The sequence below is a fragment of the Amycolatopsis sp. NPDC052450 genome (genome assembly GCF_044547565.1).
Taxonomy (GTDB): domain Bacteria; phylum Actinomycetota; class Actinomycetes; order Mycobacteriales; family Pseudonocardiaceae; genus Amycolatopsis.
This window is the reverse complement of sequence record NZ_JBIUAQ010000007.1, coordinates 186,696-208,867: the sequence shown is the minus strand read 5'-3', so window position 1 is coordinate 208,867 and position 22,172 is coordinate 186,696. Positions and strand designations below refer to the sequence as shown.

Genomic DNA, 22,172 nt, shown 5'->3' with positions numbered 1-22,172 from the left:
CAAGCTACGTCAACGATCTCTTCTTATCAACGAAGTCCCTACGAAAGTCAGGGGACGACCGTTTTCTCCTCCGCGAAATGGCAGGCCGACAAATGCCCGCCGGACCGCGTGATCAATTCGGGTACCTGATCCGCGCAAATGTCCTGCGCCTTCCAGCACCGCGTGCGGAACCGGCAGCCCGACGGCGGATCCAGCGGGCTCGGCACGTCGCCTTCCAGGCGGATCACCTGCCGCTGCCCGCGCAACGCCGGATCCGCGACCGGCACCGCGGACAGCAACGCCTGCGTGTAGGGATGCGACGGATGCTCGTAGATCTCCTCTTCGGTCCCCATTTCCACGATCTTGCCGAGATACATCACCGCGACCCGCGTGGAAAGGTGACGGACAACGGACAGGTCGTGTGCGATGAACACATACGAAAGGCCGAATTCCTTCTGCAGTTCACCGAGCAGGTTCATCACCTGCGCCTGGATCGAAACGTCCAGCGCGGAAACCGGCTCGTCGCAGATGATCACTTTCGGCCGCAACGCCAGCGCCCGCGCGATCCCGATGCGCTGACGCTGCCCGCCGGAGAACTGGTGCGGATACCGGTTGATGTGCTCGGGATTCAGCCCGACGACGTCGAGCAACTCCCGCACCTTCGCGGCCCGCGAGCCCTTCGGCGCCACCTCGGTGTGGATCTCGAAGGGTTCACCGATGATGTCGCCGACCGTCATCCTCGGATTCAGCGACGTGTACGGATCCTGCAGCACGATCTGGATCTCACGCCGCAACTTCCGGAGTTCGGCTCCCCGCAACGCGAAGATGTCGCGGCCCTCGAAGGTCGCGAGGCCGCCCGTGGGTTCCTCCAGCCGCATCAGCACCTGGGCCAGCGTGGACTTGCCGCAGCCGGATTCGCCGACGACGCCCAGCGTTTCCCCTGGCATGAGGTCGAAGGAGACGCCGTCGACGGCCTTCACCTGCCCGATGGTGCGTTTGAAGAGGATCCCGGCCCGCACCGGGAAGTACTTCACCAGGTTCTCGACCCGCAGAATGGGTTCAGACACGGCCGCTCACCACCTCGTCGGCGAAGTGGCAGGCGCTGACCCGGCCGAAGCCGAGGTTGTGCAGGGCCGGCCGTTCGGTCTCGCACCGGCTCTCCGCCCGCGGGCATCGCGGATGGAACGGGCAGCCGGGCGGGACGTTCAGCAGGCTCGGCGGCAGTCCCTTGATGGTCTCCAGCGTCTGTCCTTTGAGGTCGAGCCGCGGCAGCGAGGCCATCAGCGCCTCGGTGTAGGGGTGCCCCGGCGAGCGGAACAGGTCGGCGACGTCGGCCTGTTCGACGATCCGGCCGGCGTACATCACGGCGATCCGGTCGGCGACCTCGGCGACCACCGCGAGGTCGTGCGTGATGAGGATCAGCCCCATCCGCCGTTCGGCCTGGATTTCCGCCAGCAGGTCCATGATCTGGGCCTGCACGGTGACGTCGAGCGCGGTCGTCGGCTCGTCCGCGATCAGCAGATCGGGGTCGAGCGCGAGCGACATGGCGATCATCGCGCGTTGCCGCATCCCGCCGGAGAACTGGTGCGGGTACTCGCGGACCCGGCTGGCGGCGGCGGGGATGCGCACGGTGTCGAGCAGTTCGATCGCCCGTTTGCGTGCGTCCTTTTTGGACATCCCGAGCCGGACCCGCAGCTGTTCCTCGATCTGGAATCCCACGGTGAAGACGGGATTCAGCGCCGAAAGCGCGTCCTGGAAGATCATCGCGATCTCGCCGCCCCGGACTTCACGCCGCCGTTCTTCCGTGGCCGTGAGCAGATCCTCGCCGCGGTAGCGGACGGCGCCTCCGGTGACGACGGCGGGCGGGCTGTCGAGGATGCCCATCACCGTCTGCGCGGTCACGCTCTTGCCGGAACCCGATTCTCCCAGCACGGCAAGGGTTTCCCCGGCGTGCACGGAGTAGTCGACGCCGTTGAGCACGGTCGCGACACCGTCGGACGTGCGGAACTCGACGTGGAGGTCTTCCACCTCTAGCAGCAATTCGTCGGTCACAGCCGCTCACCGGGCCTTCGGGTCGAGCGCGTCGCGGATCCCGTCACCGAGCATGACGAAGGCGAGCACGGTCATGGTGACGAATCCGGCGGGGAACAACAGCATGTGCGGATTCACCCGGAAGTAGTCCCGCGCGTCGCTGATCATCACGCCCCACGAGACGACCGGCGGCCGCACGCCGACACCGAGGTACGCCAGCGTCGCTTCCGCGCCGATGAACGCGCCGAGCGCGATGGTCCCGTAGACGAGCACCGGCGCGACCGTGTTGGGCAGCAGATGCCGGAACACGATGCGCGGCGTGCTCGCGCCGAGTCCGCGCGCGGCCTTGACGTAGTCGAGTTGCTTGGCCACCAGCGTCGCCGACCGCATGATGCGCATCGCCACCGGCCAGCTCAGCGCGGCGATCGAAACCACCACCTGCACGATGATGGTGACCGCGCCGGGATTCGAGCCGGGTGCGTTGAAGGTGGTCAGGATGACGATCGCGCCGAGCACGAACGGCAGTGCCGCGAAGATGTCGCCCACCCGAGAGAACAGGCTGTCGACGAGGCGGCCGTAGTACCCGGCGACGATCCCGACCACCGAGCCGATCAGGATGGTCAGCACCGTGGCGAAGACGCCGACCAGCAGCGATGCCCGCGCGCCGTGGATGGTCCGCGCGTAGACGTCGTAACCCTGGTTGTCGTAACCGAACCAGGCGTCCGCGGACGGTCCTTCGTTGGCGTGGAGCAGATCGCTGAAGCCGGCGGGCCGGGAACTGAACAGGTCGGGCGCGATCGCGATGAGCACGACGAGCACGATGATGACGGCGGAGATGACGAACGACGGCCGTTTGCGCAGCATCCGCCAGGCGTCGCCGCCGAGGCTGCGTGGTTTGTGCGCCACCGCGGAATCGTCGGCGACTCCGGCGCCGGCGACGTCCACAGAGGACACGCCGCCCGCCACATTGGGGTCAGTCATAACGGATCCTCGGGTCGAGAACGGCGTAGAGCAGGTCGACGATGAGACTCACCAGCAGGTACACCATCACCAGCAGGACGACGACGCCGGTGACGGTGGCGCCCTCCCGGTTCTGGATACCGCGGAAGATGAGCCCGCCGATGCCGTTGATGTTGAACACGCCTTCGGTGACGATGGCCCCGCCCATGAGCGCGCCGATGTCGGTGCCGATGAAGGTCAGCACCGGGATCACCGAGTTCCGGAGCAGGTGCACGCCGACGACGCGGCTGCGCGGCTGCCCTTTCGCGATGGCCGTGCGGACGTAGTCGGCGTGCCGGTTTTCGGCGATGCTCGCCCTGGTCAATCGGGCGATGTAGGCCATGGAAAGGCTGCCGAGCGCAATACCCGGCACGATCAGTTCGCCGATCGTGGCGTCCTCGGAGACGCTCGCGTCGATGATGCCCCATTCCGAACCGAGGACGATCTGGAGCACGATCGCGGTGACGAACACCGGGATCGAGATCAGGAACGTGGTGGACATCAGCACGAGGTTGTCGAGGAAACCCTTGCCTCGCAGGCCGGTCAGGATACCGGCGGACAGGCCGATGATCGCTTCGATGGCCACCGCGATGAGGGCGAGGCGGACGGTCACCGGATAGGCGTTCCCGATCAGCTCGCCGACCGAGACACCGTTGAAGGTCTCGCCCCAGTCGCCGGTGAACAGGTTGCCGAGGTATTTGAAGTACTGGACGAAGATCGAATCGTCGAGGTTGAACTTCGCGGTCATCATCTCGATGTAGGCGGGCGGGCAGGTGACCTGACCGCATTTGCCGGCGAACGGGTCGCCGGGTACCGCCCACACGAGGGCGTAGATGAGGAACGTCGTGCCGAAGAAGACCGGGATGAGTTGGAGTAGGCGTCGGAGGATGTACTGGGACATGGGCGTGCCGTCCTGGGGATCGCGTGGTGGGAGCTGTCGGTCCGGCGGGCCGTGAGTGGCGATTCGGCCAAGAACCCGAATCGCCGCTCACGACCGCACAACCACGCGATTACTTCGCCGCGACCTCGATGGACGCGTAGTCCGCGAGACGACCGAAGTCGAGCTTCACGGTCTTGAGGCGGTTCGACTTGCCGCCGACACCCTTCTCTTCCCATACGGGGATCTGCGGGAGATCCTTCGCGATCAGGTCCTCGGCCTGCTGGTACAGCTTGATCGCGGCCGCCTTGTCGGCGGTCTGGTCAGCCTGGGTCAGCAGCGCGTCGACGGCCGGGTTGTTGTAGGTGGAGTCGTTCGACGAACCGGTGCTCTTGTAGCGCGGGTTCAGGTAGTTCTCGATCGACGGGTAGTCGGCGGACCAGTCGGAGCGGCCCATGCCGGTGAGCTGGCGGTTGTTCACGATGCTGCGCCACTGCCCGAAGTCGGTCGCCGGCACGAAGTCGCATTCGACGCCGAGCGCGTTCTTGATGCTGTTGCACGCCGCGACCAGCGGTTCCTTACGGCCACCGTCGGCGTTCGACGCGATGGTCAGCTTGCCGGTGAAACCGGACTTCGCGAAGAACTCCTTGGCCTTCACCGGGTCGAACTTGCAGAACTCGCCGCAGACACCGGGCCGGTAGCCCTCGATACCGCGGGAGACGTAGCCATCGGCGGGCGCGTAGGTGTCGTTCATGACGGTCTTGACGATCTGCTCGCGGTCGATGGCCAGCGAGATCGCCTTGCGCAGGTCCAGGTTGTTGTAGCCGGGCACGTAGTACGGGAGCGCGAGCGCGCTGATGCCGAGCAGCTTCCCTTCGACCAGACGCTCACCGAGGTCGGTCTTGTACTTGCCACCGGCCTTCGCCGCGGGCGGGAGCGCCTCCATGAAGTCGAGGCGGTTGCTCAGCAGATCCTGGTACGCGGTCTCCTGGCTGGTGTAGATGCGGACTTCGAGGTCCTTGAACTTGACCTTGTCCTCGCCCTGGTACTCGTCGAACCGCGTGAGCTTCATGTTCTGGTTGGGCGTGCGCGAAACGAACTTCAGCGGCCCGTTTCCGATCGGGGCCTTGGCGAACGCCTCCGGGTCGGCGAAGAACTTGTCCGGCAACGGCGCGAAGGCGAGGTAGCCGATCTTGGTGGAGAACACGGAGAACGGGCCCTTGAGGGTGGCCTGGAACTCGTAGTCGTTCACGACCTTGAGCCCGGACATCTCCTTGACGGCGGGCTCTTTGGCGCTGATCTCGTCGTAGCCCTGGATCTGCTCGAAGAACGACGCGTTCTGCATGCCGTTCTTGCCGTTCGCGCTGTAGTTCCAGGCGTCGACGAAGTTCTTGGCCTTGACCTCGGTCCCGTCGTGGAACTTCCAGCCCTTTTTGATCTTGATGTCGAAGACCTTCGAATCGGTCGTGGTGATCGATTCGGCCATCAGGTTGTACGGCTCGGCGGTGTCGGATTTGTAGCCGACCAGCGCCGAGAAGACCGGCTTGAGGGCCTTGGACCCACCGAGCTCGTTGGTGTTGGCGGGAATCAGCGAGTTCTCCGGCTCGGTGCCGTAGACCGAAACCGCCGCGTTGGCGTCAGCGGCACCGGATCCCTTGTTCTCACCGGACCCACCACCCCCACAGGCCGTCAGCAGCAGGGCCGCCGTGGCCACCACCGCCGTCGCTCCCCAGAACCCGCGTGAAGCCCGCATGTCCCCTCCAACTCTCGTCGTCGGATTGTCGGCGGGCGCTGGTCGCGCCCTACCGCCCAGAAGGTGAGACGACGCTATGGGACAGGTGAAGCCGATCACAGTGCGTTGGTGTTGCAAATGTGTGACGGTCTTCCGGACCACCCGGTCAGAGCACAACGTTGGTAGGAACAACGCTGCGCCGAATGGTCTAATCCGGACTGGAGGTCACCGCTTGATCACCTAAAGAAATGGCTTCACGTAAGAGAAAACCCGGCCCTCAGGCCAACGAGAGCGCGATCCCGTCGAGGATGTCGTGCTCGGAGATCACCAACTCGCGGGGACCACCGCGCGTGGCGAACTGCTCGGCCAGCACCTGCACGATCACCGAACCGCCGCCGATCACATCGACCCGGCCCGGGTGGATCACCGGGTTCGCCGCGCGGGTCGCGTGGTCGGCCGTGAGAAGCGACCGCGCGACACGGTCGATGTCCGCGTGGGAGAGCTTCGAGAGATGGGTGCGCTCGGAGTCGTACTCCGGCAGGCCCTGCGCCACGGCCGTCAAGGTCGTGACCGTCCCGGCGACACCGATCCACGTCTTGGCGGTGGACACGTCCACGACGTCGAAGGCCTCGGTGAGGACCTTGGCGGCCAGATCGCGGGCTTCGGCGATCTCGGCCGCTGTCGGCGGATCGGACTTCAGCGCGCGTTCGGTGATCCGCACACAGCCGATGTCGACCGACTTGGCCGCGATGACCTCGGCCTGGCGGCCGTCCCAGGTCCCGACCACGAGTTCGGTCGAGCCGCCGCCCACGTCGACCACCACGAACGGGCCGTCGTCGGGATCCTGCTCGCCGACGGCGCCGGTGAAGGACAGCCGCGCCTCTTCGTCCCCGCTGATGACTTCGGCCTCGGTGCCGAGCACCTCGCGCGTCATCGCGAAGAACTCGTCGCGGTTGCTCGCGTCACGAGTCGCCGACGTCGCGACCATGCGGACCTTCTCGACGCCCTTGCGGCGCGCGGCGATCGTGTAGTCGGCCAGCGCCTTGCGGGTGCGCTCGAGCGCCTCGGGGGCCAGCCTGCCGGTGGCGTCCACCCCCTGGCCGAGGCGGACGATCCGCATCTCGCGGTGCAGGTCGCGCAGGTCGACCGTCCCGTCGTGACGGGGGGTCAGCTCGGCGACGAGCAGGCGGATGGAGTTGGTCCCACAGTCGATCGCGGCAACACGAGGCATGCCGCCAGAGTAGTCAATGCGATCAGGGGGACTTGGTACCGCTGGTTTCCGTCGGCGTCGTTGTCGTTGTGGTCGTCGTCGGCGAAGTACAGCTCGACGGCGGAGGCGTGGTCGAACTCGTGGTCGTCGGGCTGGTGCTCGTGGTCGAGGCCGTCTCCGTCACGGTGACCGTCGGGCATTGCGGTGGCTTCGAGCTTGACGACGATTTCGATGACGAAGAACTCGAATTCGTCGGCGACAGCGAACTCGACGGCGGCGGCGTCACCGAACCGGGTGGCGTCGACGGCACCGGAGGCGGCGGCACCGACGCGGGCGGCGGGGCGGCACCGGCGTTGGGGGCGCCGATGGGCACCCTGCTGTCCGGCGTCGGCAGCACACCCGTGCGGTAGGCCTCGGCCCAGATCAGCACGGTGTTCACGTAGGTGTCGGAGTTGTTGTAGCGGAAGACGGCCGCGCGCAACTGGTCCGGTTTGGACAGATCGAGCCCGCCGGAGCACAGGTACCGCCCGGTGCCCAGCGCCGCGTCGAAGATGTTGTTCGGGTTGGACTCGCCGTCGCCGTTGCCGTCGGAGGCGTAGCCCTTCCACGTCGACGGGATGAACTGCGTCGGGCCGACGGCACGGTCCCAGACCGTGTCACCGTCGAATTTGCCGCCGTCGGTGTCCGGGATGGCCGCGAACGGTCCGGCGCCGTTGAGCTGCGGGCCGAGGATGGGTTCGAGGGTGTTGCCCTTCGCGTCGACGTAGCCGCCGCGCGCGTGGTTGGACTCGATGCGGCCGATACTCGCGATCAAAGCCCAGTCGATGTGACAGGTGGGCTGTTCGGCGATGAGGATGTCGGCGGCGTTGCGGTACGCGGCGAGCGCGGTGACCGGGATGCCGAGCGGTCCGCTGGGGAGTTCGTCCGCGGGGAGCGGGAGCGGGGTCGGGGCGTTCGGCAGGCTGCCGTCGACACCGATCTGCTGGACGAGCGGGTTCTTCGGGTCATAGCCGCCGACGAGGGCGACGTTGTCGGAATGAACCGTGCTCGCCGTCGCGGCCCAGCTGCCGGCACCGATGACCGCGGCGCAGGCCGGGACGATGGCGAGGACACCTCCGGTCACCGCGGCGATCGTGCGGTGCCGGAGACAGAGTCTCCGGACGGCTCGAGGTACGTGTCTCAGGCGAGAGCCCACGGATACAGCACCGGTCACCGCGCCTGGCACGTGCCTCACGCGCATACCTCAGAACCCTCCCGGCGGATCGCGATCCGGCGATCCGGTACTTGCCCACCCCGTCAACCCCGACCGTGCCCAGCCTGCCGCATACGGTGACCGGTTTCACCCCATAGGGGAAGACCAGTTGGTCGACATCGGGTGAATTAACCCACCTGGAGGAACTATCTGTGCACCAGGGGTCGGTGTTACCCCTGGCAGTCGCCCGACGGCCATCCGTTGGCTTTGAGCAGCGCGAGGGTTTCGTCGCCGAACGGGTTCACACCGGGGCCGACGGCGAGCGTGTGCGCCAGGTGGACGTGCAGGCATTTGACGCGTCCGGGCATCCCGCCCGCGCTGACCTCGTGGCCGAGCGGGTCGATGGCGTCGCGTTCGGCGAGGTAGCTCTCGTGGGTCCGCTGGTAGGTGGCCGCCAGCTCGGGGTCCTCCGCGAGCCGGTCGGTCATCTCCTTCATCAGCCCGGACGCCTCGAGCGTGCCCACCATCGAAGTCAGCTTCGGGCAGGTCAAGTAGTAGAGCGTGGGGAACGGGGTGCCGTCGTCGAGGCGGGGACTGGTCTGCACGACCGACGGGTGGCCGCTCGGGCAGCGCGCGGCGACGGCGCGCAGCGCACGGGGTGCCCGGCCGAGCTGGTCCGCGATGATCTCGCGGTCGGCGTCGGTCACAGGCTCGAAGGAAGACTTTTCCGTGCTGTTCACGCCCATAAGGCTAAACGGAGAGCTTCAGCCGCCCGCGACCTGATCCCACAGCTTCTCGTACCAGGAGCCCGCGGGCACCGGCTGCTGACCTTGCGGCTGTCCCGGTTCGGGCGGCTTGTCCTCGGGGAGCTGCACGATGTACGGCGTCTCCCCGGGCTTCACGAAACCGAACCGCTTCCGCGCCTCCGCCTCGATCTGCGCGGGATCGCTCAGCTCGGCCTTGCGGCCTTCCAGCTGGGTGACGCTTCTCTGCAGTTCGGACTGCAACTGCTGCTGCTCGTTCACCTCGGACTTCTGGCTGAGGTACGTGCGCAGCGGGACGGCGATGGTGAACGCGAGCGCGCACACCACGATCGCCACCACCGCGGCCCGGCGGGTGGTGGACATGCCGAGCACCTTCGCGGCACCCGATGCCCGTTTCGCCGCCAGGCTGCGGCGCAGCCGGGTTCGGGCGCGGACCTCCGTCGTCGTCGTGCGGCGGGCACTCTCCGGACGGCGGCCCCTGCTGGAGCCACCGCCGCCCGCGCGCCCGCTGCTACGACGGGTCGTCCGCGCCCTCCCCCGGTCCGCCATGGCTGATTACCCCTCCGGGCTGAACCGCGGGAACGCGAGGTCGCCGGCGTAGCGGGCCGCGTCGGCGAGGGTCTCCTCGATGCGGAGCAGCTGGTTGTACTTGGCGATCCGCTCGCCGCGCGCCGGGGCGCCGGTCTTGATCTGGCCGACACCGGTCGCGACGGCCAGGTCGGCGATGAAGGTGTCCTCGGTCTCGCCGGACCGGTGGCTCATCATCGACTTGTAGCCGTACGAGGTGGCCAGCGAGATCGCGTCGAGGGTCTCCGACAGCGTGCCGATCTGGTTGACCTTCACCAGCAGCGCGTTGGCGGCTCGGCGGGTGATGCCCTCTTCGAGGCGGTCCGGGTTGGTGACGAACAGGTCGTCGCCGACGATCTGGACCTTCTCGCCGACCTCGGCGGTCAGCTGGACCCAGCCGTCCCAGTCGTCCTCGCTCAGCGGGTCCTCGATGGACACGAGCGGGTAGTCGCGCAGCAGTTCGGCGTAGTAGGCCGACATCTGCTCGGCGCTCTTCTTCGCGCCTTCGAAGGTGTACGCGCCGTCGGAGTAGAACTCCGTCGCGGCGACGTCGAGCGCGAGCGCGACGTCGCGGCCCGGGGCGTATCCGGCCTTCTCGATCGCCTGAAGGATCAGGTCGAGCGCCTCGCGGTTGTTCTTCAGGCTGGGCGCGAAGCCGCCTTCGTCGCCGAGGCCGGTCGCCAGGCCGCGGCCCTTCAGGACCGACTTCAGCGAGTGGTAGACCTCGGTGCCCCAGCGCAGGGCCTCGCGGAACGACTCGGCGCCGATCGGCGCGATCATGAATTCCTGGATGTCGACATCGGTGTCGGCGTGCGCGCCACCGTTGAGGATGTTCAGCATCGGCACCGGCAGCACGTGCGCGTTCGGCCCGCCGAGGTAGCGGAACAGTTCCAGTTCGGCCGAATCGGCGGCGGCCTTCGCGACGGCGAGCGAAACGCCGAGGATGGCGTTCGCGCCGAGGCGGCCCTTGTCCGGGGTGCCGTCGAGATCGACCAGCTTCTGGTCGACGATGCGCTGGTCGACGGCGTCGGTGCCGACCAGGTCGGGGCCGATCTCGTCCAGGACGGCCGCGACCGCGCGCTCGACACCCTTGCCGTTGTACCGGCCGGTGTCGCCGTCACGCAGCTCGACGGCTTCGTGTTCGCCGGTGGACGCACCCGAGGGGACCGCGGCCCGCGCCAGCGTGCCGTCGTCGAGAGCCACCTCCACTTCGACCGTCGGGTTGCCTCGCGAGTCCAGAATCTCGCGAGCGCCTACCTGCTCGATGAGCGCCACGCCATGCTCCTCATGTGGGTTGTGCCTGCGGTGACCGCGCCCAGCCTAGCCGTCACCGCAGTTCACCCGTTGGAGGCACGCGCCACAATGCGCGCCGACCAGACCTACGAGTCGGTTGGTTCACCTGCGCGAACTTCCCGCCAACCGGACGGAAGCTCGACGGTGTCGGAGAACTGCTGCCAGAAGGTCCAGCTGTTGCCCCCGATGTCGGAGACGGTGAACACCCGGGCGCCGTAGGGCTGATCCTGGGGCGCGTCGATGTCGGCGTCGTCGCCCAGCGCGGCGCGGACGCGCTCGTACTGCGCGTCGGCGTCGGGGACGTACACGATGTTCAGCTGTCCGACCGGGCCGTCGACGCCCTTCGCCTGCCAGTACTCGGGACCGACGCCGGCCAGCTGGATCTTGGCCGGGCCGGCGCACAGCGTGGCCTGGAACACCTCTCCGGAGGCGTCGGCGAAGCGCACTTCCTCGGTGAACCCGAACACTCTGACCAGCCACGCGACCGCCTCGGTCGCGTCGGCGTAGTAAAGGTACGGCGCGAGCCCGAGGTAGCCGGGCTCGGTTTCGGGCCTATCCGCTTCGGCACTGCTCATGGCAGGACAGTCCACCATGACCGTTTCAGCGCCTCGTGAACGGCCCTGCCCCCGCGTATCATGGAGCGGACCATGATGGATGCCGAACCCGCCCCAGAACCCGGTCAGGACCCGTCCGGCGAGTCGCGGTTCCGTGCCTTCCGACAGGCGGAGGCACTGGTCGAAAGCCGCAGGCCGCTCGACGCCCTCAAAGCCCTCGAACCCCTGCTCGAAGAGGAAACCGACAAACCGAGTGTCCAGTTGCTGGCAGGCCGCGCGTACTTCCACTCCGCACAACTGCGCCGGGCCGAACGTGCCTTCACCCGGGTGCTGGAACTGGACCCCACCGATCATTACGCCCGGTTCGTGCTCGGGCGGACCCTCCAGCGCCTCGGCCGGTTGACCGAGGCGCTCGCGCAGATGCGGATCGCGTCGGCGATGCATCCGATCCCGGAGTACCTGGAAGCGATCAGCGAAGTCAGCGCGCGGATCGCGTTGCGCGACTGACCTGCTCGCCGCCGCGGGAGCAAGGGACCTTTGCTCTCACTTCGACCTGGCCCGCAGGTGGGCCCGCTCGCCCTGTTTGCCGAACAGCACCAGCAGCTCCACCGGCCCAGGCCCCGCGCTGCCGAACCAGTGCGGCACCCGCGTGTCGAACTCCGCGGCCTCGCCGGGCCCCATCGTGAAGTCACGGTCGCCGAGCACCGCCCGCAACCGTCCACTGAGGACGTACATCCACTCGTAGCCCTCGTGTGTCCGCTGCACCGGTTCGATGTCCTCGACCGGGATCAGCAGTTTGAACGCCTGCGGCTGACCCGGTTGCGCGGTCAGCGACCAGGCGGTGAACCTGCCGAACTTCTGCGCTTTCATCCGGACGCGGGGATCCGCCGGTTCGGGCTCGCCGACCAGTTCGTCGAGCGGGACCTGATGTGCCGCCGACAGCGTGAGCAGCAGCTCCAGCGTGGCCTTCCGGGTGCCCGATTCGAGCCGCGAGAGCGTACTGGCGGAGATCCCCGTCGCCTCCGAAAGCGCGGAAAGGGTGGTGCCGCGTTCCTTGCGAAGCTGCTTGAGCTTCGGGCCGACCTCGGCGAGCCGCCGTTCGATGTCCTCCATGCCCCCAGTTTGCCAAATCGGCAATGAACTTTGCCAACTTTCGAAGAAGTCCGGATGCTCGGGAGCATGAACAACGACTACGACGTGGTGATCATCGGTGGCGGCGTCGCGGGCCTCAGCGCGGCGCTGGTCCTGGGCAGGGCGCGGCGCAAGGTCGTCGTGATCGACGGTGGAACCCCGCGCAACGCGCCCGCCGCGCACGCGCACGGTTTCCTGACCAGGGACGGCATTCCACCCAAAGAACTGCTGGAGATAGGCCGTGAGGAGGTGCGCGGCTACGGCGTCGAGATCGTCGACGACGTCGTCCACCGGTTGCGGCACGACAAGGCGGTGGAACTGGCGAGCGGCCGGGTCGTCAGCGGTCGCCGCATCGTGGTGACCACCGGGCTGGCCGACGAACTGCCGGACGTCCCCGGCGTCGCGGAGCGATTCGGCGCCGACGTGCTGCACTGCCCGTACTGCCACGGCTGGGAAGTGCGCGATCAGCGCTTCGGCGTGCTCGCGACCTCCGGGAAATCGGTCCACCAGGCCCTGATCGTCTGGCAGTGGAGCAAGGACCTGACCTTCTTCACCCATACACAGCAGATCTCGGCCGAAGACCGGGCGAAGCTGACCGGGCTGGGTATCCGGATCGTCGACGGGAAGGTGTCCGAGCTGGCCGTCGAGAACGACCGGCTGACCGGCGTCCGGCTCGTCGACGGCGAGTTCGTCGAACGCGATGTCGTGTTCGTCGGCCCGAAGTTCGTCCCGCACGACCGGCTTCTCGCCCAGATCGGCTGCGCGCGCACCGAAAGCGGCTCGATCGCGGTGGACGCGCAGGGCCGCACGAACGTGGACGGGGTCTGGGCGGCGGGGAACGTCGTCGATCCGATGGCGCAGCTGGTCGTCGCGGCGGGCGACGCCTACCGGATGGCGTCGGCGCTCAACTTCGACCTGGTGCTCGAGGATCAGGGCGCGACGCTGGCGTCCGCGTAGGCGTCGGCCGCGCTGAAGACTTCCTGGGCGTAGGGCACGGCCGGGTTGAACGTCCGCATCGCCTTCCACCAGCCGACCGGGGTGGCGACGTCGTCGCCGTCCGCGCACAGGAACCGGGAGGTGGCGAAGGCGGCGTCGTCGAGGTCCTTCGGATCCGGCTGTTTGCCGTCGCTCCTGGCCCGGGCGCCGTGTTTGGCCCAGACGTCGGGCGGGAGCGCGATCGCGCCGGGCCTGTCCCGCGCCGCCTCGACCTGGGAGATGCCCGCGAGCGTCGCCCACGAGAGGTGACAACCCGGCTTCTGCCGCCGAAGCCACATCTCGGCGCGGCCGTAGGCGGACAGCTCGGTTTCGGACAGCCGGGTCTTCGCCGCCACCCGTTTCGCCCAGGTCTCGAGTTCGGCCGCGTCGGAAACGGTGGGCCGGTCGGGCGGCGCGGCGAGCCCGGCACGCGGCGTCGCCGCCCCCGGCTCAGGTTTCTGGTCGGGGACCGCGAGCGCGGGCTGGGGCTGCGACGGCGGGGGCGGTTCCTCCCCGCCCGGCCGGTGCACGCCGACGGTCATGATCAGCACCACGCCCGTGAGCACGAGCCCGCCCGCGAACGCGAGCCTGGGGACGTACGGCGGCAGAGGGCGCGCAGGGTGCTCCGGGGCGTCGGTGCTCGACTGGGTGGTTTCGGCCACCCGGTCAGGTTACTTCGCCACACTGCCGGGCGATGACCCATTCGGCTTACGAAGCCGACCGACGGTAAAGCGGATCGGCGATTCCGGCTGTCGCGAAGATACCGTCCACCGCGCGCTTGACCTCAAGTTAAGTGGAGGTCACACACTGGATCACATGTTCAGTGAAGCGGAACTCGACTACCTCGCCACCCAGGGACTCGGACGGCTGGCGACGGCGCAGCCGGACGGCACGCTGCAAGTCAGCCCAGTCGGCTACACCTACAACACCGAGACCCGGACGATCGACATCAGCGGCTACGAACTGGCGAAGAGCAAGAAGTTCCGGAACGTGGCCGCCAACGGGCAGGCCGCGTTCGTGGTGGACGACATGCCGTCGCAGGATCCGCCGAGGATCCGCTGCCTCGAGATCCGCGGCCGGGCCGAGGCGCTGACCGGCGCCAACACCCCCGACGGCCACCTCGACGGCGCGGTGATCCGGCTCCACCCCTCGCGGATCATCAGCCTCGGCGTCGACGACCCGGACCACGACCCGCTCGATCTCGTCCCGCACAACCGAAACGTCTGACCGGGGACGTCTTGAAAGGGTCGTTCCTGACGAATTTCGTCAGGAACGACCCTTTCAGGACACTTCGGCGAAGTCAGCGACGGGCGCCGTAGACCGCGTAGCCACCGAAGCCCACGACGGCGAACACCACAGCGGTCCACAGGGCGGCGGCCACATCGGCGGGTTGGAACAGCCAGGTCACCACCAGGTTCACGGTGCCCGTATCCGACGACGTCATCATGTTCACGAAAGCGACCACGAACGCGAGCAGCGGCAACGTCCACCCGAAGGCCCCGCCGAACAGCACCGCGGCGAGTCCGGCGAGACCGAGCAGCCCGGCCGTGTTCCGCACGATGATCTCCATCGGCACCCGCTCCGCCTCCCACAGCCGCGGCAGGAGCACGGCTCCGACGCCGAGGCCGCCGATCAGCAGCAGATGCAGACCGCGACGGGGAAGCCACCGGATCGCGGCGGTCCGGTCGAGATCGACGTCCTGCCCGCTCAGCCCGGTGGCCGTCACCGCGACCGCCACCGCGAGTGCCAGGGAAACCGGGATCTCCGACCAGCGGTCCCGCGCCAGGAACCAGATCACCGCCATGCTCACCGCCAGCGCCGCGAACGACGCGGGCATGGCACGCGAGCGCGCGTACAGCACCGCCCACCTCATCGGGCGCCGCCGAGGAGGACGTCGAGCTGGTTGCCCTGGCAGGTCAGGCCCGCCTGCCGCTGCGCGATGATCCGCGTGCGCTGCACGTCGGGCGGCAAGGCCCGGAAGGTCTCCCAATCGCGGAGGACCTCGTTCTTCTTCTCTTCGCTCAACCAGGAACCCTCGAGCATCTTCCACTCACCGAGGAACCAGCTCGACGTGATCGACCGCGCGGTGAGTTCGTCCAAAAAGGCCCTGTCGGCGCCGTAGATGGTGTAACAGGTCGGCGTCCCGGCGCCGGCGACCAGTGCCCGCGTCAGGTCGTCCGGATTCTTGATCGAGCGGAAGGACCATTCCAGCAGGTCGACCAGGACGGTGTCGGCGGCACGCGGCGGCACCTCTTCGGAAGCCACCCGCCGGTTCAAGGCCGTGACCCTGACCGGTGCGTCCGGCAGTGTTCCCAAGAGCCGCAACGCTTCTTTGCCAGGCCCCGCGATACGGGCGAGGTCGGGTTCGAGCATGCGAGGAACACAGACCGGGCCGTCGCAGACCATCACCGTCGCGCGAGGGTCGACGGTCTTGGCCTCGGCGTAGGTCGCGGGAAGGAGGGGCATCGCGACCGCGAGCGCCACCAGCGCGGGAACGACGGAGAGCGCCTTCGACCGCTTGGAGCGGGACGCCAGCAGGAGGAATCCGGTCGCGGCCAGCCCGGCGAGCCAGACCCCCTGTCCGAGATCCACCCGGCTCGCGGTGGTGATGAACGGATCGTTGGTGACGTCCATCGCGGGAGAGAGCGAGTAGGTCCGGGCCGGGACAGCGCCCACGAGCACGCTGCCCTGTGACCCGCCGATCTGCACCACGAGCACGGTCACGAGAGCGGCGACGGCCACCGCGGGCGCGGTCAGCGGATGCGGCAGCAACCGGCCGATCCCCAGCCCGATCCAGGCCCCCGCGAGCATCGCGAGCGCACCGACCACGACGAGCGGCAGCCAGCCGAAGGTGAAGAACGCGCCACTGAAGATCACTTGGACGGCACCGACGGCGAAGATCAGCAGATAGCCCAGCGCCAGCAGGCCACCCAGCGCACCGGCGAGTTTCGCGGCCCGGTGCCAGCCTGGCCGCGGCATCGTGGTGAGCAGTTCGGCCATTCCGGACCGGCGGTCCCGCATGCCCTGGATGGCCCCGGCGCCGATCGCGATCGGCCACAGGAAGACCAGCAGGAAGCGGCTCCACTCCGCGGCGGGCACCCAGTTCTCGTCCCAGGCGAGCGGCGCCTTCGACCACGGCCCGCTGAACGAATACAGGAATCCGAACGCGACGACGAGAATGGCGAGCGTCGCCCATGGGGCGATGGAACGGCGGATTTCGGTCCACAGGACACGGATGTTCACCAGTTCCCCCGCCCCGGCTCGTGCCCCAGCAGCGCCGAGTAGCCGCGCTCGATCGGGCTGTCTCCGACGTGCTCCTCGCTCCCGGCCGCGGCCAGTTCGTCCGGCGTCCCCTGGAAGACGAGTTTCCCGTTTTCGAACAGGACGACGTCGGTGCAGGCCGTCGCGACGTCCTCGACGAGATGCGTCGAGACGACCACGCAGGCCTCACGGCCGATTTCCTGAAGGAGGTCCCGGAACCGCACGCGCTGCGCGGGGTCGAGTCCGGCGGTCGGCTCGTCCAGCAGGAGGACGTCCGGATCGTTCACGATCGCCTGCGCGATCCCGACCCGCCGCACCATGCCGCCGGACAACGTCTTCATCCGGTCGTCGGCGCGATCGGCGAGACCGACCCGTTCGATCGACCGCTGCACCGCCCCCGGGATGTCTTCCTTCGCCATTTCCTTCAGCCACGCGATGTACTCGACGAACTCGCGGACGGTGAAGCGTTTGTAGAAACCGAAATTCTGCGGCAGGTAGCCGATACGGCGGCGTAGGCGGCGCTGATCGGTGAGTCCCCCGACGGATTCACCGAGCAGCGCCAGCCCTCCCTCCGCCGGCCGGAGCACCGTCGCCAGTGCCCGGATCAGCGTGGTCTTCCCCGCCCCGTTCGGGCCGAGCAGACCGTGCACCCCCGTGCCGAGTTCCAGGTCGAGCCCGTTCACGGCGAACTTGCGTTTGCCGACCCGGACCTTCAGTCCCTCCGCCTTGATCTGCCACGCGTAGGTCGTCGGCGCGACCTCCGCGGCCCCGACAGCACGCATCATGTTCTCCCCTTCGTTCATCGTTCGGATCCGGTGAGCAGGCCGAAGACGCTCCGCCGGAGCATCACCACGACCGCGGTCAGCGCGAAGATCGCGCCCCACACCGGGAGCAGCCGGGGTTCGAGCGCGGTGGCACGCCCCTGTGAAGCCACCGCGGGCGCCAAGATCACCGCCGCCCAGATCCCGGCCAGGACGTAAGCCGCCCGCACCACCCCGATGACACCGCCGAGCGCGAGCGTCCCGGTGGTGAAGGCCAGGCTCGGCAGGAGACCGAGCCCGAATCCGTCGCCGCCGAGCCAGCCCGAGAGGGCCTGTATCGGCAAGACGACGGCGAGGACCGCCGTCGTCCGGCGCAGCAGCAGGTACAGCCCGGCCCTCGGTGTGGAAGTGACGAGTTCGTAGGCGGGATCGAGTCCCTTGGACCACGACACCGCGACCCCGAGCACCGGCAGCAGCGGCGAGAAGAGCTGGACGAACGAGTACCCCTCGGTTCCGGTGAACCCGGCCCAGTCCAGCAGGAAGCCCAATGCCGGGATCAGGACGATCATCGCCAGCCACGGCAGCATCACCGGCGTCACCCAGGTGTGCAGCCGTCCGGCCCACCGGCTTCGCATCGGCCCGGGCCCCGTTTCGGCGAGTTTCGGATCCAATCCGGCCCAGACGTCGTCCACCAGCGCCGACACCGCCGGCATGCTGACCGCGGACAGCCTCCCCCGGCATTCCGCACAGGATTCGAGATGGGCTTCGACCGCCCAGACCTCGTCACCGGCCAAGCCGTCGTCCCCGCGGACGTAACCGGCGAGGAGCTGTTCGGACACGTGTTCCTTGTTCACGACAGCGCCTCCCGCATCGCGATCCGAGCCCGCCTGGCGCGGGTTTTGACGGTTCCTTCCGGCAGGCCGAGCAGGACCGCGGTCTCGCGGACGGTCAGTCCGTCGAGCACCATGGCCTGCAGGACCTGGCGTAGTTCGGGAGCGAGCCGGCGCAGCGCGTCGCCGACGTGGTCGCCGACCGCACCGGCCAGCGCCTCGTCCTCGGCGGCGGGCGCGACGGCCGCTTCGGCGACCGGCAGCGGCTGCGCGTATTTCGCCCGGCGGCGGAAGGCGTCGACCAGCCGCCGCGCGGCGATCGTCCACAGCCAGCCGACGGCACTCCCGCCGACGGCGGAACCGGCGAACGCCCCCGCCGCGCGCCAGACCGCGAGGTAGGTCTCCTGCATCACCTCGGCGACGATCTGCTCGTCGGCGCAGCGACGGCGCAGGCGCACGGCCAGCCACGGCGACGTGCGGCGGTAGAGCTCCTCGAACGCCGCACGGTCACCTTTGGCCGTGCGGCGGACGAGCTGCTCTTCGTCCGGTTCCGTTCCCTTCACACCCGGCAAGACGCGGAGACCGTCGAGACGGTTCTCACTCGATTGTGTTCCGCATCACAGCGGCCGTGCGGCTTCGGAGGCTTTCTCGTCGAAAGCGGAGCGGGCGGCGAAGATCTGGTCGACGTTGTCGACGGCCCATTCGGCGACGGCGTTCGTCAGCCTGCCGACATCGACACCGAGCGCGGTGAGCCCGTACTCGACCCGCGGCGGAACGGTGGGATAGACGTCCCGCCGGACCAGCCCGTCCCGCTCCAGAGAGCGGAGTGTCTGGGTCAGCATCTTCTGGGTGATGCCGTCGAGCAAACGACGAAGTTCGCTGAACCGCATCGGCCGCTCATAGCGCCGGATCGCACCGAGGACATAGAGGGCCCACTTGTTCGCGAGCACCTCGATGACCGTCCTGGACGGGCAGTCACGACCGTGCACCGCCACCCATTCTTCGAATATCCGCCGCTCATCGAAGGTACCCATGAGGTACCTAGATATCAGGAGGGTGCCTACTTCACAACGGGTACCGGGCCCCGACATGCTCGTTTCCATGCGAAAGATCCAGCAAGTCTCCTTCGGCGGGCCCGAAGTCCTCCACCTCACCGAATCGGAAAAGCCTGTTCCAGGCGAGGGCCAGGTCCTGGTGCGCGTCCATGCCGCCGGAGTGAATCCGGCGGATTGGAAGATCAGGAAAGGACTGGTCGTCGGCCGACTGCCCTTGACCGTGGGGCTCGATTTCTCGGGAGTGGTCGATTCGGGTGGGACACGGTTCCGGCCGGGAGACGAGGTCTACGGCGTCATGTTCCCGCCGAACGGCTCGTACGCCGAGTACATCGCGGTCAGCGAGGACGCTCTCGCGCCGAAACCGAAAAGTCTCGATCACGTCGAAGCGGCCGCACTCCCGATCGCGGCGCTGACCGCGTGGCAGCCGTTCACCCGGCTCTTCCCGGTCGGGCCGGAGCACCGGGTACTCGTCCACGCCGCGGCGGGCGGAGTCGGTCATCTCGCCGTCCAGATCGCGAAGGCGCGGGGCGCGTACGTCATCGGCACGGCGCGCGAGGCCAAGCACGACTTCCTCCGAAGTCTCGGCGCGGACGAGCTGATCGACTACACGGCCGGCGATTTCGCGAAATCGCCGGCCGTCGACGTCGTGCTGGACCCGATCTCCGGCGACTACGGTCCTCGATCCCTCAACACGCTCAAACCGGGAGGTTCGCTGATCGACATCGTCGGGCACGGCCCGGACCGGACAGTGGTCCGGCGGAAGGCCGAGGAACTCGGTCTCCGTTTCACCGAGTTCTACGTTTCCGCGTCCGGTGCGGATCTGGCCGAAATCGCCGTTTTGGCCGACGCCGGTTCAGTGCGGGCCTCGATCGCCGACGTCCTCCCGCTCGAACAGGCGGCGAAGGCGCACGAACTGAGCGAATCCGGACGCGTCCAGGGCAAGCTCGTGCTGACGATCTAACCGGGCCAGAACTTGCGCCAGCCGTCGGCCTCCAGCGTCGTCGGTTCCAGACCGGCGTCGCGCGCGGCCTGTTCGGCGTCGCGGATGTCGCGCGCGAACCGCTTCGCCACGGCACGGAGCTCGCCTTCGGGATCGATCCCCGCCCGGCGCGCGGTCGCGGCCACCCGGAACAACTGGGCCGCCGCTTCGGAACCTTCGGGGAACAGGTCGAGCGGGATCCCGGCACGGCCGCTGCGCTGCCCGAGTTTCCCGGCGAGCGCCACGGCGGGCTGGCCGAGCGCGACGCCGTCCACAATGGACTGGCGGCTCTTCTCGGCCTGTTTCAGTTCCTCCCACTTGAGGTTCTGGTCGCTGACGGTCTCGACCCGGGGAGCGTCGGCGAAGACATGCGGATGACGGCCGACGAGTTTCGCGACCAGTTCGGAAGCGACCTCGTCGATCCCGAACGGATCTTCCGCGTCTTCGAACGCGACGCGCGCGTGGAAGAGCACCTGAAGCAGGACGTCGCCGAGTTCCTCGCGCAAGGCGGCCCGGTCGCCCTCCTCGATCGCGTCGAGCAGCTCGTAGGTTTCCTCGACCAGGTACTGCCGCAGCGACTCGTGGGTCTGGACGGCGTCCCACGGGCATCCGCCCGGCGAGCGGAGGCGGTCCATCACGTCGGCGGCCTCGACCAGCGGCGGAACGGGCGCTTCGATCACCCGCGCACCGGCCCCGATCAGCGCCGCTGCCGTGGGTTCCCTTCGCGAACCGGCGATGAGCACGAGGTCGCGCACCCGCGTGTCACCGAGCGCCGGTACCCCGAAGACCTCGGGATCGACATCGGAAGCCGCGTACACGGCACCGCTGCTGCGCAAGATCGGGAGTGCCGCGGCGGGCAGCGTCGCCCCGCGGGCGATCACGACGACGGCAGCGGTCACGGGTTTTGCTGGGCGGCACCGTGCACAGGCAGCACGATGCCCTTCTTCGAAGCTTCGTTGGGCGCGAGGTCCATGCCGACAACATCCCACACGCCGTAGCGCGGGTTCACCTTGAGGTCGACCTGGTCGAGGTACGACTGCAGGAGCCGGATACCGACCTTCGCCAGCTGCTGAGCGCTGGGCTGCGCGGCCTGATCCGAAGCGACGGGCTTGTCGGCGGTCCGCTCACGCACCACGACGACGACCCACAGCGGCTGCTGCGGTGTCGGCTTGAACGCGGCGACGGTGTTGGGTTCGAGACCGAAGAGGACGGTGGCCGCGGTCGCGGGCGACTGCATCGCCGGCAGTTTCTGTCCGGTGCCCGCCTGCATACCGGGCGTCTGCTCGTCCTGCGCGATCAGCTCGGCCGCCGCGTTCGGCGAGGCGGCGAAGCGCCGGGCCTTCTCGATCGCCTGTTCGCGCAACTGGTCCGCGTCGGCACCGGTGGCGTCGGTCGAGGAGACCGAGCTGAAATCGAACGAGACGCTGAGCTTGTCCAGGTACTTCATCGCGAGCTGGGTCTGGATCGCCGCGTCGACCAGGGATTCACGGTGGTCCCGCACCCTCGCCACGAGCTGCTGGACGCTGAGCTCGGGGTCGTCCTGCGGGTTGGCCTCCATCGGCTTCGCCAGCGGATCCTTCTGCAACGCGTTCACCACGAGGGACTCGTCGACCCCGATGCCTTCCCGCTGACCGGCGCGCACGGTGAGGTCGTGCAGGATCTCCTGGCGGACGATTTCGCGGCCGACGAGGTCGAGCTTGTGCTCCTTGGCGAGCTGCTGCCCGTACGGGTGCTCACGAACCGCCTTGTCGATCAGCTGCTGCACGCGATCCACCGAAACGGTCTTGCCGCCGACGATCACCGCCGTACCGACCTGCCCGGGTCCGGCGTTGCATCCGGCGAGAAGGAGAGAACCGGCAAGAACCCCGACCAGCGCGCGACGGCGCCCCATGATCCGCATCACAGCGCCTACCCTCTCACACCGCTCCGGGCGGGGAAACCAGTCGTGAGTACCGACGCCTTCCCGCACCCTGGCCCCAGTC

Annotated in this window: 25 protein-coding genes; 4 read left to right on the top strand and 21 right to left on the bottom strand. The window is 68.2% G+C overall.

Annotation, left to right across the window (positions count from 1 at the left end):
- Positions 1-47: 47 nt before the first annotated feature.
- From ACIHAO_RS15045 to ACIHAO_RS14995, 11 genes are all read right to left on the bottom strand, one after another.
- Positions 48-1,046, bottom strand: a complete 999-nt coding sequence (locus tag ACIHAO_RS15045) for an ABC transporter ATP-binding protein (protein WP_125782568.1) — start codon at positions 1,044-1,046, stop codon at positions 48-50.
- Complete coding sequence (locus ACIHAO_RS15040; RefSeq protein WP_396558063.1) at positions 1,039-2,031, bottom strand: ABC transporter ATP-binding protein; 993 nt, start codon at positions 2,029-2,031, stop codon at positions 1,039-1,041. The genes ACIHAO_RS15045 and ACIHAO_RS15040 overlap by 8 nt, the downstream gene beginning before the upstream one ends.
- A 6-nt stretch (positions 2,032-2,037) precedes the next feature.
- Complete coding sequence (locus ACIHAO_RS15035; protein ID WP_125782564.1) at positions 2,038-2,991, bottom strand: ABC transporter permease; 954 nt, start codon at positions 2,989-2,991, stop codon at positions 2,038-2,040.
- Entirely contained in the window at positions 2,984-3,910 is a 927-nt protein-coding gene (locus ACIHAO_RS15030; protein WP_396558061.1) for an ABC transporter permease, read from the bottom strand. Before ACIHAO_RS15030 ends, ACIHAO_RS15035 begins: the two co-directional genes overlap by 8 nt.
- Before the next feature lie 109 nt (positions 3,911-4,019).
- Positions 4,020-5,639, bottom strand: a complete 1,620-nt coding sequence (locus ACIHAO_RS15025) for an ABC transporter substrate-binding protein (RefSeq protein ID WP_396558059.1) — start codon at positions 5,637-5,639, stop codon at positions 4,020-4,022.
- 256 nt (positions 5,640-5,895) lie between these two features.
- The gene (locus ACIHAO_RS15020) at positions 5,896-6,849 is read right to left on the bottom strand and encodes an exopolyphosphatase (RefSeq protein ID WP_396558057.1); all 954 of its coding nucleotides are present in this window, start codon (positions 6,847-6,849) and stop codon (positions 5,896-5,898) included.
- A 22-nt stretch (positions 6,850-6,871) separates the two neighbouring features.
- Entirely contained in the window at positions 6,872-8,068 is a 1,197-nt protein-coding gene (locus ACIHAO_RS15015; RefSeq protein ID WP_396558055.1) for a lytic transglycosylase domain-containing protein, read from the bottom strand.
- Positions 8,069-8,250: 182 nt separating this feature from the next.
- Complete coding sequence (locus ACIHAO_RS15010) at positions 8,251-8,766, bottom strand: DUF501 domain-containing protein (protein ID WP_396558053.1); 516 nt, start codon at positions 8,764-8,766, stop codon at positions 8,251-8,253.
- An 18-nt stretch (positions 8,767-8,784) separates the two neighbouring features.
- Positions 8,785-9,147 carry a septum formation initiator family protein gene (locus ACIHAO_RS15005; protein WP_396558264.1) on the bottom strand — a complete coding sequence of 121 codons (363 nt, stop codon included), beginning with the start codon at positions 9,145-9,147 and terminating at the stop codon, positions 8,785-8,787.
- A 192-nt stretch (positions 9,148-9,339) separates the two neighbouring features.
- Positions 9,340-10,626, bottom strand: a complete 1,287-nt coding sequence (eno, locus tag ACIHAO_RS15000) for a phosphopyruvate hydratase (protein ID WP_396558051.1) — start codon at positions 10,624-10,626, stop codon at positions 9,340-9,342.
- Positions 10,627-10,730: 104 nt separating this feature from the next.
- Positions 10,731-11,219, bottom strand: a complete 489-nt coding sequence (locus ACIHAO_RS14995; protein ID WP_125791800.1) for a glyoxalase/bleomycin resistance/extradiol dioxygenase family protein — start codon at positions 11,217-11,219, stop codon at positions 10,731-10,733.
- A gap of 72 nt (positions 11,220-11,291) precedes the next feature.
- Here ACIHAO_RS14995 and ACIHAO_RS14990 point away from each other — a divergent pair, with 72 nt between their 5' ends.
- Positions 11,292-11,705: a tetratricopeptide repeat protein gene (locus tag ACIHAO_RS14990; RefSeq protein WP_125782553.1), complete on the top strand. Its 414-nt coding sequence runs from the start codon at positions 11,292-11,294 to the stop codon at positions 11,703-11,705.
- 36 nt (positions 11,706-11,741) lie between these two features.
- On the opposite strand, the gene ACIHAO_RS14985 is transcribed toward ACIHAO_RS14990, so the two are convergent.
- A complete protein-coding gene (locus ACIHAO_RS14985; RefSeq protein WP_396558048.1) occupies positions 11,742-12,311 on the bottom strand; it encodes a helix-turn-helix domain-containing protein in 570 nt (189 codons plus the stop codon).
- A gap of 54 nt (positions 12,312-12,365) precedes the next feature.
- Between ACIHAO_RS14985 and ACIHAO_RS14980 the strand changes: the two genes are divergently transcribed.
- Complete coding sequence (locus tag ACIHAO_RS14980; protein WP_396558046.1) at positions 12,366-13,286, top strand: NAD(P)/FAD-dependent oxidoreductase; 921 nt, start codon at positions 12,366-12,368, stop codon at positions 13,284-13,286.
- On the opposite strand, the gene ACIHAO_RS14975 is transcribed toward ACIHAO_RS14980, so the two are convergent.
- Positions 13,259-13,966 carry a murein transglycosylase gene (locus ACIHAO_RS14975; protein ID WP_396558044.1) on the bottom strand — a complete coding sequence of 236 codons (708 nt, stop codon included), beginning with the start codon at positions 13,964-13,966 and terminating at the stop codon, positions 13,259-13,261. The genes ACIHAO_RS14980 and ACIHAO_RS14975 overlap by 28 nt on opposite strands.
- A gap of 154 nt (positions 13,967-14,120) precedes the next feature.
- Here ACIHAO_RS14975 and ACIHAO_RS14970 point away from each other — a divergent pair, with 154 nt between their 5' ends.
- Complete coding sequence (locus tag ACIHAO_RS14970) at positions 14,121-14,531, top strand: PPOX class F420-dependent oxidoreductase (RefSeq protein WP_396558042.1); 411 nt, start codon at positions 14,121-14,123, stop codon at positions 14,529-14,531.
- A 73-nt stretch (positions 14,532-14,604) separates the two neighbouring features.
- Here the strand turns inward: ACIHAO_RS14970 and ACIHAO_RS14965 are convergent, their stop codons facing one another.
- From ACIHAO_RS14965 to ACIHAO_RS14940, 6 genes are read right to left on the bottom strand one after another with little or no spacing between them, the layout of a single operon-like run.
- A complete protein-coding gene (locus ACIHAO_RS14965) occupies positions 14,605-15,165 on the bottom strand; it encodes a hypothetical protein (RefSeq protein ID WP_396558040.1) in 561 nt (186 codons plus the stop codon).
- Between the two features lie 8 nt (positions 15,166-15,173).
- On the bottom strand, positions 15,174-16,547 hold the full coding sequence (locus ACIHAO_RS14960; RefSeq protein WP_396558038.1) for a hypothetical protein: 1,374 nt from the start codon (positions 16,545-16,547) through the stop codon (positions 15,174-15,176).
- Positions 16,544-17,347, bottom strand: coding sequence for an ABC transporter ATP-binding protein (locus ACIHAO_RS14955; protein ID WP_396558036.1), 804 nt, complete (start codon positions 17,345-17,347; stop codon positions 16,544-16,546). Before ACIHAO_RS14955 ends, ACIHAO_RS14960 begins: the two co-directional genes overlap by 4 nt.
- Before the next feature lie 17 nt (positions 17,348-17,364).
- Positions 17,365-18,180: a zf-HC2 domain-containing protein gene (locus ACIHAO_RS14950; protein ID WP_396558034.1), complete on the bottom strand. Its 816-nt coding sequence runs from the start codon at positions 18,178-18,180 to the stop codon at positions 17,365-17,367.
- Entirely contained in the window at positions 18,177-18,719 is a 543-nt protein-coding gene (locus tag ACIHAO_RS14945) for an RNA polymerase sigma factor (RefSeq protein ID WP_125782537.1), read from the bottom strand. Before ACIHAO_RS14945 ends, ACIHAO_RS14950 begins: the two co-directional genes overlap by 4 nt.
- Before the next feature lie 54 nt (positions 18,720-18,773).
- Complete coding sequence (locus ACIHAO_RS14940) at positions 18,774-19,190, bottom strand: winged helix-turn-helix transcriptional regulator (protein WP_396558032.1); 417 nt, start codon at positions 19,188-19,190, stop codon at positions 18,774-18,776.
- Between the two features lie 67 nt (positions 19,191-19,257).
- Here ACIHAO_RS14940 and ACIHAO_RS14935 point away from each other — a divergent pair, with 67 nt between their 5' ends.
- The gene (locus ACIHAO_RS14935) at positions 19,258-20,172 is read left to right on the top strand and encodes an NADP-dependent oxidoreductase (protein WP_396558030.1); all 915 of its coding nucleotides are present in this window, start codon (positions 19,258-19,260) and stop codon (positions 20,170-20,172) included.
- Here ACIHAO_RS14935 and ACIHAO_RS14930 read toward each other — a convergent pair.
- Entirely contained in the window at positions 20,169-21,089 is a 921-nt protein-coding gene (locus tag ACIHAO_RS14930) for a MazG family protein (RefSeq protein ID WP_396558028.1), read from the bottom strand. The genes ACIHAO_RS14935 and ACIHAO_RS14930 overlap by 4 nt on opposite strands.
- Entirely contained in the window at positions 21,086-22,090 is a 1,005-nt protein-coding gene (locus ACIHAO_RS14925; RefSeq protein ID WP_396558026.1) for a hypothetical protein, read from the bottom strand. The genes ACIHAO_RS14930 and ACIHAO_RS14925 overlap by 4 nt, the downstream gene beginning before the upstream one ends.
- Between the last annotated feature and the right edge of the window lie 82 nt (positions 22,091-22,172).